Below are 16,779 nucleotides of genomic sequence, written 5' to 3'. Positions count from 1 at the left end.
CCTTAGGTGCCGGTGCGCCTGAAATCGTCGACCGGGTCGGCGCGCAGATTGCGGAAGAACGTTTCGACCTCGCGCGAGAGCGTTTCTGCCGTCGCCGTCAGGTCGCTGGAGGCGGTGAGGACGGACGCCGCGGCCGTGCTGGTCTTGCCCATGGCGTCGCTGAGCGAGCCGATATTGACCACCAGCGTGCCGTTGCCTTGCGCGGCCAGTTGCGCGTTCTGCGAGATTTCGCGGGTCGCCAAATCCTGCTGCTCGATGGCGCCGGCAATCGCCGACGTCACATCGTTGATCTCGCGCACCGCGTTGCCGATTTCGCGGACGGCATCGACCGAATTCCTGGTCGAGGTCTGGATCAGGCCGACGTTCTGGCCGATCTCGGCGGTCGCCTTGGCGGTCTGCTCGGCCAGCGCCTTGACCTCATGGGCGACGACGGCGAAGCCGCGGCCGGCGTCACCGGCGCGCGCGGCCTCGATCGTTGCGTTCAGCGCCAGCAGATTGGTCTGCTCGGCGATCGCCTGGATCAGGTTGAGCACGCCGTCGATGCGCTGCGTTGCGGCGGCAAGCCCTTCGATCTCGGTGACGGATTTCTCCGTGCGCAGACCGGCCTGTTCGACCGCGCTGGCAGACTGGCGAACCTGACGGCCGATCTCTTCAACGGAAGCGGACAGTTCTTCGGCGGCGCTGGCGACCGCGGAAACGTTGCTGGAAGCCTGCTCGGTGGCGCCTGACGCCGCAACCGCGCGTCCGCTGGCATCCGACGCTACGCTGGCGATGGTTTCAGCCGTGCCGCGCATCGACGTCGCGTTGTCGGTGACGGCGCGCAATACGCCGCCGATCGCTTCACGGAACGAGTCCACCGAGGCTTCGATCTGCCTGGTGCGTTGTTCGCGGGCCCTGGAATCCTCGACCACCTGCGAATTCAAATTGCGGTTGCGATCCATCGCCTCCTGGAAAATCTTGATGGCGCGCGCCAGCGCGCCGATCTCGTCGAGGCGATTGGCGTGCGGCACCTCGACGCCTTCGGCGCCCTCGGCGACGCGCTTGATGGTGTCGGTGATGACAGACAGCGGACGCGCGACCGAGCGGGAAATGATCAGCACGCCGATCACGACCACGATGATCGCCAGCACGCCGAGACCGGTCAGGACAAAGGCCAGCGTATGGTTGGCGTCGGCCCGCTGCGCCAGCTTCTTGCTGCGCTCGGCGTAGACCCTGGAAAGCGCTTCGAGATCCTTGTTCAGGGCCGAGCGCACCTGGCGGTTGGCGTCATTGTCGCCCCATTCGCGGCCAGCGGCAGCGCCAATTTCCACGCCGCGCCGAACCAGTTCCTTGCGGAAGTCGACGAATTGTTCGATGCGCTTCTTGAAGGTGGCGAACTGCTCGGCATCGTCGGCCTGTACCAGCGCCTGCCAGTTCCGGACGACTTCGAGAATGCTTTCGTTGAATTTGAGCAAGCCATCGCCGTACTTCTTCACGACGGCGGGCTCCGTCGACATGTAGACGCCGCGCGATTCCATCACCACGGCATAGACCAGTGAGTTGACGCGCTCGACATTCTGCGCGGCGCGGCTCGCCGTTGCCACGGCCTCGGTGAGCGCGGCGTTCTGGCGGGTATTGTAGTCGGACAACGCGGTAATGGCGGCGACGAGGACCGCAAACAACGCAAAGATCGAATACAGCTTGGTCGCGAGCGAAAGGCGGGACGCGATGCTGCGGACAGAGGTGGGGGATTTCACAATTTCAGCCATAACGGCACTCCACAAAGGCCGGTGAGAGCACCGTCGGCCGTCTATAAATTGTGCAGCGTTTTCATGGAGAATGTCTTAACGCGCGAGGTTCGCATGGCTGCAACTTTTGGAATTTATTACATAAGAAGTTCAAATGGTTATCGCGGTGGTCTGTCAGGTGCGGCACTGCGACCGGAGCGTGTATTTCTTACCAAGCGTTGCTCACGGACGAGGTGCGATTCGATGTGATCCCGTGTTGCCGCCAGCCCACTCGCGGCTCTCGCTCATCCATAGCGGCAAGCCGCCTGACGGATGTGAGGGCGCGCCAACCTGCCGCAAACGAGCAGAAGCGTTCTCACGCAGGGGGACCCGCAAACACCGGGGGCGCGAATCAAGCTACACAGCGACGAAACGGTCTGGCTCGTCTTGCCCAGGCGGGTGAACGCGCAAACCCAGAAGCCATCGTCTGGAACCACCGTGTGCGCAGGAGGCCTGCTGCACCAGGTGGTTCGATTGCGAGTGAGGACGAGGGCTTAAACTGCTGCCCTGACGGGCAATGTCGATCTCTATCTCCACGTTCGCGTGCTGCTCGCCATCATTCTCGGGCTCAGCGTCACCCGCTTGATCAGTGGCCTCGCGACCTTGATCCAGCATCCCGGCCGCTACCCGGTCTGGTCTGTTCATCTGGGCTGGGTGGCCTGGGCACTCCTGAACGTGGTCACGTTCTGGTGGTGGGAGTTTCGGCTGAGCCTCGTGCAGCAATGGACGTTTGGCCTCTATGCCTTCGTTTGCGTGTACACGTCGATGTACTATTTCCTGAGCGCGCTGCTTTTTCCTCAGGATCTCGATGATTATCAGGGCTATCAGGACTATTTTCTCGACCGCCGCCGCTGGTTCTTTGGCTTGATTGCCCTGACGGAAGCGCTCGATGTGGTCGATACCTTGATAAAGGGCGAGCAACATCTACGTTTCCTGGGACCTGAATATCTCCCGCGGATCGGCGCATTCGTGGCGCTGTGCGCGGTGGCCGCGATCACGCGCAATCCGAGATTTCACAAGCTGTTCGTGTTCGACGCGATCGCCTATGAGATTAGCTTTTTCGGCCGCTATTACGGTACACTGAACTAGCACCGGGCGGCGGCCACGACCGTGGAGCGAGAGCAGGGGCCAGGAAATCAGCATGGTCTATCGCCAAGCCATCGATGCCACCTCTTACGTCTTTGACGATTTGCGCGATCTGCTTGCCAAGGCGACGCCGTCGCGTTCCGGCGATCGCCTGGCCGGCGTCGCGGCTGGTAGCGCCCAGCAGATGATTGCGGCGCGGATGGCGCTCGCGAATGTCCCGCTCAAGCAGTTCCTGAGCGAGACGGTGGTGCCTTACGAGGACGACGAGGTCACCCGGCTGATCGTCGATAGCCACGATGCGTCGGGCTTTGCCGTCATCTCGTCGCTGACGGTCGGCGGTTTTCGCGACTGGCTGCTCTCGGACGCTGCGACCTCCGCGGTGCTGCAGCAGATATCGCGCGGGATCACGCCGGAAATGGCGGCGGCCGTGTCCAAATTGATGCGCAACCAGGATCTCATACTGGTCGCGAAAAAATGCGCCGTCACGACGGCGTTTCGCAACACCATCGGCCTGAAGGGCCGGATGAGCGTCCGCCTGCAGCCCAACCATCCCTTTGACGACGCCAGGGGCATTACCGCCTCGATCCTCGACGGCATCCTGCTCGGATCGGGCGATGCCTGTATCGGCATCAACCCGGCGAGCGACGATCCGGCCGTGATCGGCGAGCTCGTGCGCCTGCTCGACGGCGTGATCGCGCGGCTGCAGATCCCGACCCAGGGCTGCGTGCTTACCCATGTCACCACCACACTCGGGCTGATCGGGCAGGGCGCGCCCGTCGATCTCGTATTCCAGTCGATTGCAGGGACCGAGGCCGCCAACCGCAGCTTTGGCGTCGATCTGGCGCTGTTGCGGGAAGCGCAGCAGGCCGGGTTATCGCTAGGCCGCTGCACCGTCGGCGACAATGTGATGTATTTCGAGACCGGGCAGGGCTCGGCGCTGTCGGCGGGCGCCCATCACAATGTCGATCAGCAGACCCTGGAAGCGCGGGCCTATGCTGTGGCCCGCGCCTTCGATCCCTTGCTGGTCAACAGCGTGGTCGGCTTTATCGGCCCGGAATACCTGTATGACGGCAAGGAGATCATCCGCGCCGGGCTGGAGGACCATTTCTGCGGCAAGCTGCTCGGCCTGCCGCTCGGCGTCGACGTTTGCTACACCAACCACGCCGAGGCGGATCAGGACGACATGGACAATCTCTTGACGCTGCTGGCGGCCGCCGGCGTTACCTTCATCATGGGGGTGCCGGGCGCGGATGACGTGATGCTGAACTATCAGTCCACCTCATTCCACGACGCGCTCTATGTCCGGGACCTGTTCGGACTGAAGCGGGCGCCCGAATTCGACGACTGGCTGCTGCGCAGCGGGCTTGCCGGCCCCGATTTCCGCCTTGCGGGCGACGCGGGCCTGCTACCCGAATTTGCGTCACGGCTGATCGCTTGAACCGTCCGGGCGCGCCCGGTGACTAGCTGCCACGCAACCTTCGGGCCGCCAGCGCGTTATAAGGGGCCGCCACAATCTTGAAGAATTTCTGGCCCACCCTTCAATGACGTGCTTAAATTTGCGATAGGGCTTTGGCTGAGGAAGTTTGATGAGAGCTGAAGGCATTGAGACGGCACGGCGCATCCTGTGTGTCTTCCCCCGATACACGTCATCTTTTGGCACGTTCGAATACGCCTATCCTCTGACCGATGGCGTGCAGGCTTTCATGCCACCGCAGGGGTTGCTGCTGATCGCGGCCTATTTGCCGGCCAACTGGCCGGTCCGTTTCGTCGACGAAAACCTCCGCCCCGCCACCCAAGAAGATTTCGAGTGGGCGGAAGCAGTGTTCGTCAGCGGCATGCACATCCAGCGCCAGCAGATGAACGACATCTGCCGCCGTGCCCATGCCTTCGACCTCGCGGTCGCGATCGGCGGGCCGTCGGTGAGCGCCTGCCCGGATTACTATCCCTCGTTCGATTACCTCCATGTCGGCGAACTCGGCGACGCGACCAATGATTTGATCGCGCGGCTGGCGCGCGACCCGTCACGGCCTGAGCAGCAGGTGGTGCTGAAGACTGCCGACCGCCTCGCGATGACGGAGTTTCCGATTCCGGCGTATGAACTCGCCGAGATCAGAAAATATCTCCTCGGCAGTATCCAGTATTCGAGCGGCTGTCCCTATCAGTGCGAGTTCTGCGACATCCCCGGCCTCTATGGGCGCAATCCACGCATCAAGACGCCGCAGCAGATCGTCGCCGAACTCGACAGGCTGCGCGAATGTGGAATGACCGACACGGTGTATTTCGTCGATGACAATTTCATCGGCAACCGCAAGGCGGCGCTCGACCTGCTGCCGCATCTTGTCGAATGGCAGAAGCGAACCGGCTACATCACGCGGCTCGCGTGCGAGGCGACGCTGAACATCGCCAAGCGGCCCGAGATCCTCAAGCTGATGCACGAGGCCTTCTTCGTCACCGTGTTCTGCGGCATCGAGACTCCCGATCCCGACGCGCTGAAGGCGATGCACAAGGACCACAACATGATGGTCCCGATCCTGGAAGGCATCCACACCATCAATTCCTATGGCATGGAGGTCGTCTCCGGCATCATCATGGGTCTCGATACCGACAAGCCCGAGACCGCCGACGCGTTGCTGGCCTTTGTCGATGAATCCCGGATTCCGCTGCTGACGATCAATCTGCTGCAGGCGCTGCCGAAGACACCGCTGTGGGATCGCCTGCAAAAGGAAGGCCGGCTGCTCGAGGAAGACGACAGCCGCGACTCCAATGTCGATTTCCTGCTGCCCTACGATCAGGTGGTCAGTTCATGGCGCAAATGCATGGAATTCGCCTATGAACCCGCGCGGCTGTTCGCGCGCTATCAGTATCAATGCGAATACACCTACGCCAACCGGCTCAAAAGGCCTGTCAGCCCGGAGATGAAGAGCTGGGCCAATATCCGGCGCGGCCTGATCATGCTGCGCAACATCTTCTGGAAAGTCGGGGTGCTCGGCGACTACCGGAAGGCGTTCTGGAAGTTCGCGCTGCGGCGGCTGCGGCAGGGCGACATCGAGGGCCTGATCGGTTCGGCGATGATCGCGCATCATCTGATCCTGTTCGCGCGTGCAGCCTCCGGCGGTCAGCAGAGCGCATCGAACTATTCGATCCGGCTGCGCGAGGCCTCGGTTCCTGCCGAGTAACACCGATATGAAAACGCCGGTGCTAGCGTGCCGTTCGTTGAGCGATCTGCGGGAGCTCACGCCGGCGCGCGTCGGGCTTGGCCGGGCTGGCGCCAGCATGCCGACCGATGCGCTGCTTGCTTTCACCCTCGACCACGCACGGGCCCGCGATGCGGTTCATGGCGCCTTCGACACGTCGCGTCTCGTCGAGGAATTGGCCAGCCTTGGACTGGCGCCGGTTCTCCTGTCCAGCCAGGCGCGCAACCGGCGCGATTATCTGCGCCGCCCCGATCTCGGACGCATGCTCGATCCGGCCTCGCAACGCGCGCTGGCCGATCGAAGCGGTGGCCCGTGCCAGCTGGCCATCGTGGTCGGCGACGGCCTGTCGCCCGCGGCGGTCAATGTCCATGCGGTCGAACTGGTTCGCCATCTGGTTCCGCGATTGCAGGAAGCCGAGGTCCAGCCCGGCGGTACCGCGGTCGCCTCCGGCGCGCGCGTGGCGCTGGGGGACGAGATCGGCGCCATGTTCGGCGCACGGATGGTCCTGATGCTGATCGGCGAGCGGCCGGGCCTGTCGGCGCCGGACAGCCTCGGCGCCTATCTGACCTTTGCGCCGCGCATCGGCCTCACCGACGCTGATCGCAACTGCGTCTCTAACATCCACGGCGCGGGGCTGGGCTACGATGAAGCCGCTTTCAAGATCGCCTGGCTGGTGCGCGAGGGGCTGGCCCGGCAAGTCACGGGCGTCGCACTAAAAGATGAAAGCGGTGGCGCGGCACCGGCGCGGATCGGCGCTGGTTGGTTCGAGTGTGACAAATCAGAGACTTAGCGGTGGTTTTCGTGATCTGCACGGCGATTTGACCCCCGCCGCGCGCTTGCCGTATGCGGTCCGGGCCTGTAAAACGGCGGCGGTTAATTTACCGCGTGATTTCAAGGGCTAGCGCCAATCAGCGCCAATCAGATATGGGGCTGACTGAGCCGCATCCGCGCCCGCAACCCAAACTACAATTCAAGCCGACGTGAGAACTGGACAGGGTATGCTCGAAAAGAACACCGAAAGTCGGGTCCATGTCGAGGAGATCGAGGAGCCGCCGCCGCCCGGGCAGAGCATCGCCTTCGGTCTCGAGCGCATGGGGCTGATCGCGGTCAAGGCGCCCATCCTGTCCTGCCTCATCCTGGCCGCCCTGATGATCGCGGCGATCTTCGGCATCCAGCGCATCAAGATCGACGATTCGCTGAGCCAGCTGTTCCGCTCCGATTCCAAGGACTACAAGCAGTACGAAGCCGTCACCAAGCGCTTCCCGGCGACCGAGTTCGACGTGCTGGTGGTGGTCGAAGGCAAGGCGCTGATGGCGCGGCCCAATCTCGAGAAGATCCGTGACATGGTCACCGACCTGCAACTGGTCGATGGCGTGCGCGGCCTGGTCTCGCTGTTTTCGGCGCGTCAGGCGCCGGAGCGCGGCAAGCTGCCGGCGGCGCTGTTCCCCTCTGAACTGCCGGAAGGCGCGGCCTACGACAAATTCGTCGAGACCGTGAAGACCAACGAGATCATTCGCGGCAAGCTGCTGTCCGAGGACGGCACGCTGGCGCTGATGGTGCTGTCGCTCGAACCATCGATCGTCGCCAGCAAAGACCTCTCCAGGGTGATCGCCGATATCCGCAAGATCATGGCCGACGATCTCGCCGGCAGCGGGCTCAACGCGCAGCTGTCCGGGGTTCCGGTCATGCAGCTCGAGATCCGCAACGCGGTCAAGCGCGACGGGCTGACCTACAACATCCTCGGCATCCTGGCCGGCTGCATCATCGCGATCATCTTCTTCCGCAAGATATCGTTCATGATCATCGCGGCGTTCCCGCCGATCATCGCGATCCTGCTCGCGCTCGGCGGTCTCGGCTGGGCCGGATTCAATCTCAACATGTTCCTCAACGTGATGACGCCGCTCATCATGGTGATCAGCTTCTCCGATTCGATGCAGTTGACCTTCGCCGCGCGCGACCGGCTGATCGCGGGACAGGACAAATACACCGCCTTCAAGAACGCCGTGCTGGTGGTGGGGCCGGCCTGCGTGCTCACCCATGGCACCGCGGGCATCTCGTTCATCGCCCTGCAATTCTCCGACTCCGAGCTGATCCGCAAGTTCGGCGAGGCCGGGCTCGCCGCCACCATCATCGCGCTGATCGCGGTGCTGTCGCTGGTGCCCGCGTTCGGCGTGCTTCTGGTGCGCAACGAAAAGATCATGGCGGTGAAATTCCAGGGTGCCGACGCCGGCGTTCAGGCGCTGCGCAATTTCTGTTACTGGATCGCCGTGCGCATGGTCGGCCGCCCCGGCTTGTTCAGCCTGCTCGCGGTGATCCTGGTCGCCGGCCTCGGCTACATCTACGCCACGCTGGAGCCGCGTTATCGTCTTGCCGACCAGGTGCCTGACAAACGCCAGGCGGTGGCGGCGTCGAGCCGTCTCGATGCCAAGCTCACCGGCGCGAACCCGATCGACGTGCTGATCGAATTCCCTAAAGGCGCCTCGCTCTATTCGGCGGACACCCTGAAGACGATCGCCGATGTCCATTCCATGGTGGAAACGGCGGCCGGCGTCGGCAACGTCTGGTCGCTGGAAACGCTGCGCCGCTGGCTGGCCGAAAAGGCCGGCAGCAGCGATGTCGCGACGCTCAAGGAATATGTCAGCGTGATTCCTGAACATCTGGTGCGGCGCTTCATCTCGGCCGATCAGGACGCCGTAGTGGTGTCGGGCCGCGTTCCCGATCTCGATTCCAGCGAGATTCTTCCCGTGGTCGACAAGCTCGACGCGGCGCTCAACAAGGTGCGCGCCGAGCATCCGGGCTATGAGATCGCGGTGACCGGTCTGTCGGCCATCGCCGCGCGCAACAGCGCCAACATGATCCAGAAGCTCAACCACGGCCTCACCATCGAATTCCTGCTGGTCGCGATCTTCATTGGCCTCGCGTTCCGCTCGGTGGTGGTGATGTTCTCCTGCATCCTGCCGGGGATTTTCCCGGTGGTGGCATCGGGCACCGTGCTGTGGCTGCTCGGGGAGGGACTGCAATTCGCCAGCGTGGTGGCGCTGACGGTGTCGTTCGGCCTCGGTCTCAGTGCGACGATCCACTTCCTGAACCGGCTGCGGCTGGAGTCGAAGCCCGGCATCAGTCCGGAACTGGCGGTGGAACGCGCCACCGTGCTGGTCGGCCCGGCGCTGATCCTGACCACGGTGGTGCTGGCCTGCGGCCTCGTCGTGACGGTGTTTTCCGACCTGCCGTCGCTGCGCCTGTTCGGCTGGCTCAGCGCGTTCTCGATGGTCGCAGCACTGGTCGCGGATCTCTTCATCCTGCGGCCGACGTCGATGTTCCTGATCAACCTGTCGGACAGGATCCGCGGCACCGGCGCTCACGCCAAGCCGGCAAAGTAGCCGATCGGCCGCTTTTGCAAAAAGCCGTCTACACGAAAAAGAGCCAGGTTCTGATCAGCAGAACCTGGCTCTTTTACCTAAGAGACCGCTCGATCAGGTCTTCGTCAGCGTGATGTTGACGCCGCGGATTTCGCCCTTGGAACTGATCTGCACGATCTGCTTGGTGCCGTTGGTCCGCAAGTTCAAATTGGCCGCAAATCCGGACGCCTCGACGAACACGTCGATCTGTCCGCCGCCCGCGGTGCCCTGCAGATTGCCGAAGATGTTGCGGCTCTTCTCACTCCAGTTGCCGGAGATGCGGTCACCCTGGCTGGTGACGTCGCTGGAGAGAACGAATTTGTAGCTGTCGCTGGCGCAGTTCAGGTTCTGCTTCAGGCCGAGCCCGTTGGCGTTGACCTTGTAGTCGGCCTTGCAACGGATGTTTTCGGTGGTGCCGTTGGACAGCGCGACCGTGCCTGCGCCGGCCCAATTTCCGTCAAAACCGGCAAACGGGCCTCCCGCCTGCGTGTAGCCTGCGGAGACTGACAACATCAGCGCGGCGCCAACGCCAACGGCCGTGAGAGCCTGACCAAACAGACTGGAACCAAACATTTTCATTGTGATTTTCCCATCAAAATAGACGCTCTTTCAAAGACACGTCTCGCCCACATCGAAGATTTAGTGTTCCCGCGATATGTTAGGTTCAAATGACAAAATGCCACTTGCGGCGATAGCGCCCCGAAAGGCGGCATTTTCACGCACGGAATCAAAAAATATCCGTTGAGCTTCGTTGGCAGCATCTAGCTTCGCGAGGGCCTGTCCGCAACAGCCAATCAAGAAGAAAGTTATGCCGTGAATAAACGTGATATATCAATTGGTTAATCGATAGGCACCAGCGCCGCAAATTTGGCCGCATTTACCAGCGCTTGTCGTCGGCTCATTGCTGCGCTACGCGGCGTCTTCAAACAAATCCGTCCCGGCGATGCCGAAACACGATTCGGGAACAGGATTTCTTGCTGCCGAAATGAAGGAATACGATGCGTAAACTTTTCCTGGCTCTCTCTTTATTGTCGATAGCGGTGTCATCGGATGCCTTCGCCCAGCAACAGCGCAGTGGAACGCCGGAAGAGCAAAAGGCTTGCGCCCGTGACGTGCAGCGCTTTTGCCGCGCCGTGATCGATCAGGGCGATTTCACCATCCTGGCCTGCCTGCAGCAAAATCGTCCGAAGATCACGGCGGCCTGCGACCAGGTGCTGAAAAGCCACGGGCAATAACCCCCGTCCGGATCGGTTAACCGTCGTACAAGGCCCGTTTCCGGCGTATTTGCCGGGAGCGGCGGCATGGGCTTGATGCCCCAGATGGCATTGGTTTTGGCGGCGTATTCCCCTATATGGGGCTCGCGATCCGTCGCATGCGCCTGATATCGGCGCGTGCCGCCATTTGGACCAATGTAGCCAGCTTTTGATGACCAGCGCGAGCGAACTGCGATCCGGAAAAACCCACCGTGACGAGAACTTTCCGGTCGCGTCGTGGATCATTCATCCGCGTCACCGGGCGCTGATTCTCAGCTTCTACAATTTCGTCAGGACGGCCGACGACATCGCCGATCACGCGACGCTGCCGCCGGACGAGAAGCTGAGGCTGCTCGACCTCCTTGAAGCGGAGTTGCTCGGCAGGGGCGACACCCAGAAGGAGGCGGTCAGCCTGCGCCGTGCGCTCGCCGCGCGCGAGATGCCACCGCGCCACGCGCTCGACGTGCTGATTGCGTTCCGGATGGACGTCACCAAGCTGCGTTACGAGAACTGGGACGACGTGATCCATTATTGCCGCTACTCGGCGATGCCGGTCGGACGCTTCATGCTCGACGTCCACGGCGAGAGCACCTCGACCTGGGCTGCCTCCGATGCGCTGTGCGCCGGCCTGCAGATCAACAACCATCTGCAGGACTGCGCCAAGGATTTTCGCGACCTCAACCGCGTCTACCTGCCGCGCGACGCGCTCGCAGCCGCCGGTGCTACGGTCGAGATGCTGGGCGAGGCGAAGTCGCCGCCCGCTTTGCTGAAGTGCCTGCAGGCGCTCGCGGTGCGGACCGAGACCGTGCTCAACGAAAGCAAGTCGCTGGCGGCCGAAGTGAAGGATTTCCGCCTCGGCCTCGAGATCTCGGTGATCCAGGCCTTTGCCGACAAGATCGTAGGCCTGCTGAAGGTGCGCGATCCCCTCGCTGAGCGCGTGCATCTCAGTCCGCTCGAATTGCTGGCGCAAAGCCTCGGCGGTGTCGCCGGCGAGATCGCGCGCCGCGCGGTGGGCCGGCGGCCCGTGTCGAAACCGGCGGCCGGCGCATGACATCAGAGACGGCGGCGGCCAACGCGAGTTACGGCACCACCGCGTCCGGCAGTTCGTTCTATGCCGCGATGCGCATCCTGCCGCGCGACCAGCGCGAGGCGATGTTCCTGATCTACAGTTTCTGCCGGCAGGTCGACGACATCGCCGATTCCCACGAACCGCGGAGCGAACGGCTCGCCGGCCTCCAGCAATGGCGTGATGACATCGACGCGCTCTATCGGGGCCGTCCGCCGGCACGTCTGCAGGACTACGTCGCCCCGGTGCGGACCTTCGGTCTCAAGCGCGAGGATTTTCTGGCCGTCGTCGACGGCATGGAAATGGACGTGCCGCAGGACATCCGTGCGCCGGATTTCGCAACGCTCGACCTTTATTGCGACCGCGTCGCGAGCGCCGTCGGGCGTTTGTCGGTACGGGTGTTCGGCCTTCCGGAGAATGACGGCGTCGAGCTCGCGCATCATCTTGGCCGCGCGCTGCAATTGACCAACATCCTGCGCGACATCGATGAAGACGCCACCCTCGGCCGTCTGTATCTGCCGCGTGAAGCCCTGCTGCATGCCGGGATCACAAGCAACGACCCGCAGAGGGTGATCGTCGAACGCGCATTGCCGAAAGTCTGCCAGCCGCTGGCGGAACGGGCCAAGGCGTATTTCGAGAAAGCCGACGAGATCATGAAGCGCAATTCGCGGCGCAAGGTGCGTGCGCCCCGGATCATGTCGAAATATTACCGCGCCATCCTCGAGCTGTTGCTGGAGCGCGGCTTTGCCGCGCCGCGCGCGCCGGTCCGCGTCACCAAGATGGCCAAGATCGGCATCCTTCTCCGTTACGCGATCATCTGATGCAAAAAACCGCTCACATCATCGGCGCCGGCATTTCCGGCCTCTCCGCCGCCGTCCGCCTGGCGAACGCCAATTACAGGGTGTGCGTCCACGAGGCCACGCAAACGACCGGCGGCCGTTGCCGTTCCTATTTCGACGCCGCCACCAACTTGATGATCGACAATGGCAATCACCTGCTGTTGTCGGGCAACAGCCATGCGCTGGCCTATGCGCGCTCGATCGGCACCGAGGCGGGACTGGTCGGACCGAAGCGCGCGCAGTTTCCTTTCTGCGACGTCTCGACCGGCCAGCGCTGGCAGCTCGATCTCGGTGATGGCCGGCTGCCGCTGTGGGTGTTCGACGAGGCGCGCCGGGTGCCCGACACGTCCTTGCGCGATTATCTCGCGCTGATGCCTCTGATCTGGGCAGGGGCGGACAAACTGGTCGGCAAGTCGATCCCCTGCGAGGGCACGCTGTACCAGCGGCTGGTGCAGCCATTGCTGTTGGCCGCGCTCAACGTCGATCCGCCGGAGGGTTCGGCGGGGCTCGCCGGCGCGATCGTCCGTGAAACGCTGCTCGCCGGCGGCCAGGCCTGCCGGCCGCTGATCGCCCGCGAGGGCTTAAGTTCGGTGCTGATCGAACCTGCGATCAAGCTGCTGCAGGACAAGGGCGCCAGCGTTCAGCTCGGGCATGAGCTGCGCGAATTCGCGATGAACGGCAGCCATGTCGGCGCACTGAAGTTCGGCGACGACGCGATTGCGCTGGCGCCTGACGATGTCGTGGTGCTCGCCGTTCCGCCGCGTCCCGCCGCGTCGTTGCTGCCGGGTCTCAAGACGCCGACGAAATTTCGCGCCATCGTCAATGCGCATTTCCGCTTCGATCCGCCAAGGGATGCGCCGCCGATCCTTGGCGTCGTCGGTGGATTGGTGGAATGGCTGTTTGCATTCCCGCAGCGCCTGTCGGTCACCATCAGCAATGGCGACCGTTTGGTCGATATGCCCCGTGAAGAACTCGCGCAGGCGATCTGGCGCGACGTCTGCAAGGCAGGTGGCGTGCAGGGCGAACTGCCCCCCTGGCAGATAGTGCGCGAACGCCGTGCTACATTCGAGGCGACGCCGGAGCAGAACGCGCTGCGGCCGGGCCCGGTCACCGCTTGCAAAAACCTGTTTCTCGCCGGCGACTGGACTGATACGGGGTTGCCGGCAACCATCGAGGGATCGGTGCGGTCGGGTGACCGCGCGGCCGATCTGGTTCTGGCCAGAACATGATGGCCTGACTGGAAGAGCGCGTGACCGGCTTTACGGTGCGCGATCGCGAACAGAGGGATGTCTGACGAAATGTCTTCCGTCGATCACAGCGTTGTTGCCGATCCCGTCGCGGCAGCCGACCCCATCGCGGCAGTCGATCCCGTCGCCCTGGAGAAATCGATCTCCTCGGCGACGCAGGCGCTGCTCGGCTATCGGCAATCCGACGGGCACTGGATATTCGAGCTGGAAGCCGACAGCACGATCCCGTCGGAATATGTGCTGCTGCGCCACTATCTCGCCGAGCCCGTCGATAGCGAACTCGAAGCCAAGATCGCCAACTATATCAGGCGCACGCAAGGCAATCATGGCGGCTGGCCGCTGGTGCAGGACGGTGCGTTCGACATGAGCGCCAGCGTGAAGTCCTACTTCGCGCTGAAGATGATCGGCGATTCCGTCGATGCGCCGCACATGGTGCGGGCGCGCGAGGCGATCCGTTCGCGCGGCGGGGCCGCCAAAGTCAACGTGTTCACTCGCTTCCTGCTGGCTTTCTACGGCGTGGTGACATGGCGCGCGGTACCGGTGCTGCCGATCGAGATCATGCTGCTGCCGATGTGGTCGCCGTTCCATATCAACAAGATCTCCTACTGGGCGCGCACCACGATCGTGCCGCTGATGGTGATGGCGGCGCTGAAGCCGCTGGCGAAGAATCCGAAAGGTGTCGGGATCGACGAATTGTTCCTGCAGGATCCGAAGTCGGTCGGCATGACGGCGAAGGCGCCGCATCAAAGCACGGGCTGGTTCCTGCTGTTTCGCAGCCTCGACGCCGTCCTGCGGGTCGTCGAACCGATGTTTCCGAAGAAGTTTCGTGCCCGCGCGATCGATGCGGCACTTGCCTTTATCGACGAGCGGTTGAACGGCGAAGACGGCATGGGCGCGATCTATCCGCCGATGGCCAACATCGTCATGATGTACGAGGCGCTCGGCAAGGGACCGGATTTTCCGCCGCGCGCGATCACCCGCAAAGGCATCGACAAGCTCCTGGTGATCGGCGAGCACGAGGCCTATTGCCAGCCGTGCGTGTCGCCGGTGTGGGACACGGCGCTCACCTGCCACGCACTGGCTGAGGCCGGCGGCGAAGAAACGCTCGCAAAAATGAAGCAGGGTCTCGACTGGCTGAAGCCGCTGCAGGTGCTCGACCTCAAGGGCGATTGGGCGGTGAAGGCGCCCGATGTGCGGCCGGGTGGCTGGGCGTTCCAGTACAACAATGCGCATTATCCCGATCTCGACGACACCGCTGTTGTCGTCATGGCCATGGACCGCACGCGTCGGCAGTCCGGAAGCAACGAGTATGATACCGCGATCGCGCGCGGCCGCGAGTGGATCGAGGGCATGCAGAGCCGCGATGGCGGCTGGGCTGCCTTCGACGTCAACAATCTCGAATATTATCTCAACAACATCCCGTTCTCCGACCACGGCGCGCTGCTCGATCCGCCGACCGAGGATGTCACCGCGCGCTGCGTCTCGATGCTGGCGCAACTCGGCGAAACCGCCGCAACCAGCAAGGCTGTTGCCGACGGCATCGACTATCTGCGCCGCACCCAACTTGCCGAAGGCTCGTGGTACGGCCGCTGGGGGCTGAATTACATCTACGGCACCTGGTCGGTGCTCTGTGCGCTAAATGTCGCAGGTGTCGACCATCAGGACCCAATGATTCGCAAGGCGGTCGATTGGCTGCTATCGATTCAGAATCAGGACGGCGGCTGGGGCGAAGATGCGGTCAGCTACCGGCTGGACTACAGGGGATTCGAGGCCGCACCATCGACCTCCTCGCAAACGGCATGGGCCTTGCTTGGATTGATGGCAGTGGGTGAAGTCGGGAACCCGGCAGTTGCGCGCGGTGTGGAGTACCTAAAAACCACACAGACCGAAAAAGGGCTGTGGGATGAGCCGCGCTACACGGCTACGGGGTTTCCGCGGGTGTTTTATTTGCGTTATCATGGCTACTCGAAGTTCTTTCCGCTCTGGGCGATGGCGCGGTATCGGAATTTGAGAAGCACCAACAGCAGGGTGGTAGGGGTCGGGATGTGACTTGGGGGGCGGGGGCCGCCGCGATCGTGGACCATTCGAGTGATCTCAATTCGGGTGATCTCAATCAAATTGATCCGCGGCCGGTTTTGATCGTTACAGGCTTGGTACAAGAGGCCCGCATTGCGGCCGGTCCAGGCATGATCGTGATCTGCAGCAGTAGCGATCCGCAGCAATTGCGCGCGCTGCTCGCAACACTGGATTCATCGACATTCAGGGGCGTCATCTCTTTCGGCGTCGCCGGCGGGCTCGATCCGTCGCTGAAGTCGGGCGATGTCGTGGTCGCGACCGAGGTTCTGGCCGGCGATACACGTTTTCTGGCCGGTCTGGCGCTCAACGAGGAAGTGATTGCCAGCGCCGCGCTGCGGCGGCGGCGCGTGATTCGCGGCGGTCTGGCCGGAGTGGAGCAGGTCATTGCGGCGACCGCCTGCAAGGCCGCGCTGCATTCGGAGACGGGGGCTGCGGCGGTCGACATGGAAAGCCATATCGCGGCGGCCTATGCGGCCAAGGCAGGCATTCCGTTCGCGGCACTGCGCGTCATCTCCGATCCTGCCAGCCGCGCGCTGCCGGCTTTGGCCAAGAGCGCGATCAAGCCGAACGGCGATATCGACCTGCGCAAGATACTGCGCGGCGTCGCGCGCAATCCGAGAACGCTGCGCGCGCTGGTGTCCACGGGCATCGATTTCAATCGTGCGCTGCGTTCGCTGCGCGGCTGCCGCGGCTTCATCTCCGGCGGCGAGGGGCTGGCCGCGGCCAACGCCTGACGACCGCTGAAATAATCCGCCGCAACGAAAAATGCCGTCGCAACGCGACGGCATTTTGTTTTTTGCTCTTTTGATTCTCAGCACTCACGCAACGCGGACAAGCCGCGTTGCACTCTCGGC

Annotated in this window: 13 protein-coding genes; 11 read left to right on the top strand and 2 right to left on the bottom strand. The window is 63.1% G+C overall.

Annotated elements, in window-relative coordinates:
• Window positions 1-2 precede the first annotated feature (2 nt).
• Window positions 3-1,748, bottom strand: a complete 1,746-nt coding sequence (locus tag JQ574_RS18665; protein WP_212205155.1) for a methyl-accepting chemotaxis protein — start codon at window positions 1,746-1,748, stop codon at window positions 3-5.
• Between the two features lie 561 nt (window positions 1,749-2,309).
• Here JQ574_RS18665 and JQ574_RS18660 point away from each other — a divergent pair.
• From JQ574_RS18660 to JQ574_RS18640, 5 genes are all read left to right on the top strand, one after another.
• Window positions 2,310-2,855, top strand: a complete 546-nt coding sequence (locus JQ574_RS18660) for a hypothetical protein (RefSeq protein ID WP_312014674.1) — start codon at window positions 2,310-2,312, stop codon at window positions 2,853-2,855.
• A gap of 52 nt (window positions 2,856-2,907) precedes the next feature.
• Window positions 2,908-4,290, top strand: a complete 1,383-nt coding sequence (locus JQ574_RS18655; RefSeq protein WP_212205157.1) for an ethanolamine ammonia-lyase subunit EutB — start codon at window positions 2,908-2,910, stop codon at window positions 4,288-4,290.
• Between the two features lie 148 nt (window positions 4,291-4,438).
• Entirely contained in the window at window positions 4,439-6,028 is a 1,590-nt protein-coding gene (locus tag JQ574_RS18650; protein WP_212205159.1) for a B12-binding domain-containing radical SAM protein, read from the top strand.
• 7 nt (window positions 6,029-6,035) lie between these two features.
• Window positions 6,036-6,836 (top strand): ethanolamine ammonia-lyase subunit EutC, encoded by an 801-nt coding sequence (gene eutC, locus JQ574_RS18645; RefSeq protein WP_212383767.1) that lies wholly within the window; start codon window positions 6,036-6,038, stop codon window positions 6,834-6,836.
• A 208-nt stretch (window positions 6,837-7,044) separates the two neighbouring features.
• Window positions 7,045-9,426 carry an RND family transporter gene (locus JQ574_RS18640; protein ID WP_212205170.1) on the top strand — a complete coding sequence of 794 codons (2,382 nt, stop codon included), beginning with the start codon at window positions 7,045-7,047 and terminating at the stop codon, window positions 9,424-9,426.
• 93 nt (window positions 9,427-9,519) lie between these two features.
• On the opposite strand, the gene JQ574_RS18635 is transcribed toward JQ574_RS18640, so the two are convergent.
• The gene (locus JQ574_RS18635) at window positions 9,520-10,023 is read right to left on the bottom strand and encodes a hypothetical protein (RefSeq protein ID WP_192737358.1); all 504 of its coding nucleotides are present in this window, start codon (window positions 10,021-10,023) and stop codon (window positions 9,520-9,522) included.
• A gap of 419 nt (window positions 10,024-10,442) precedes the next feature.
• Between JQ574_RS18635 and JQ574_RS18630 the strand changes: the two genes are divergently transcribed.
• From JQ574_RS18630 to JQ574_RS18605, 6 genes are all read left to right on the top strand, one after another.
• Window positions 10,443-10,679: a hypothetical protein gene (locus JQ574_RS18630; RefSeq protein ID WP_212205172.1), complete on the top strand. Its 237-nt coding sequence runs from the start codon at window positions 10,443-10,445 to the stop codon at window positions 10,677-10,679.
• Window positions 10,680-10,869: 190 nt separating this feature from the next.
• Window positions 10,870-11,748 carry a squalene synthase HpnC gene (gene hpnC, locus JQ574_RS18625; RefSeq protein ID WP_212205174.1) on the top strand — a complete coding sequence of 293 codons (879 nt, stop codon included), beginning with the start codon at window positions 10,870-10,872 and terminating at the stop codon, window positions 11,746-11,748.
• Window positions 11,745-12,584, top strand: a complete 840-nt coding sequence (hpnD, locus tag JQ574_RS18620) for a presqualene diphosphate synthase HpnD (protein ID WP_212205185.1) — start codon at window positions 11,745-11,747, stop codon at window positions 12,582-12,584. Before hpnC ends, hpnD begins: the two co-directional genes overlap by 4 nt.
• Window positions 12,584-13,831, top strand: coding sequence for a hydroxysqualene dehydroxylase HpnE (hpnE, locus tag JQ574_RS18615; protein WP_212205188.1), 1,248 nt, complete (start codon window positions 12,584-12,586; stop codon window positions 13,829-13,831). Before hpnD ends, hpnE begins: the two co-directional genes overlap by 1 nt.
• Window positions 13,832-13,900: 69 nt before the next feature.
• Window positions 13,901-15,898: a squalene--hopene cyclase gene (shc, locus tag JQ574_RS18610; RefSeq protein ID WP_212205190.1), complete on the top strand. Its 1,998-nt coding sequence runs from the start codon at window positions 13,901-13,903 to the stop codon at window positions 15,896-15,898.
• A gap of 68 nt (window positions 15,899-15,966) precedes the next feature.
• A complete protein-coding gene (locus JQ574_RS18605; RefSeq protein WP_312015929.1) occupies window positions 15,967-16,659 on the top strand; it encodes a phosphorylase in 693 nt (230 codons plus the stop codon).
• The last annotated feature ends 120 nt before the right edge of the window (window positions 16,660-16,779 follow it).

This window comes from Bradyrhizobium sp. AUGA SZCCT0158 (assembly GCF_018130065.1).
Taxonomy (GTDB): domain Bacteria; phylum Pseudomonadota; class Alphaproteobacteria; order Rhizobiales; family Xanthobacteraceae; genus Bradyrhizobium.
Note: the sequence above shows the minus strand (reverse complement) of the source record. Positions and strands in the feature narration are given on the sequence as shown.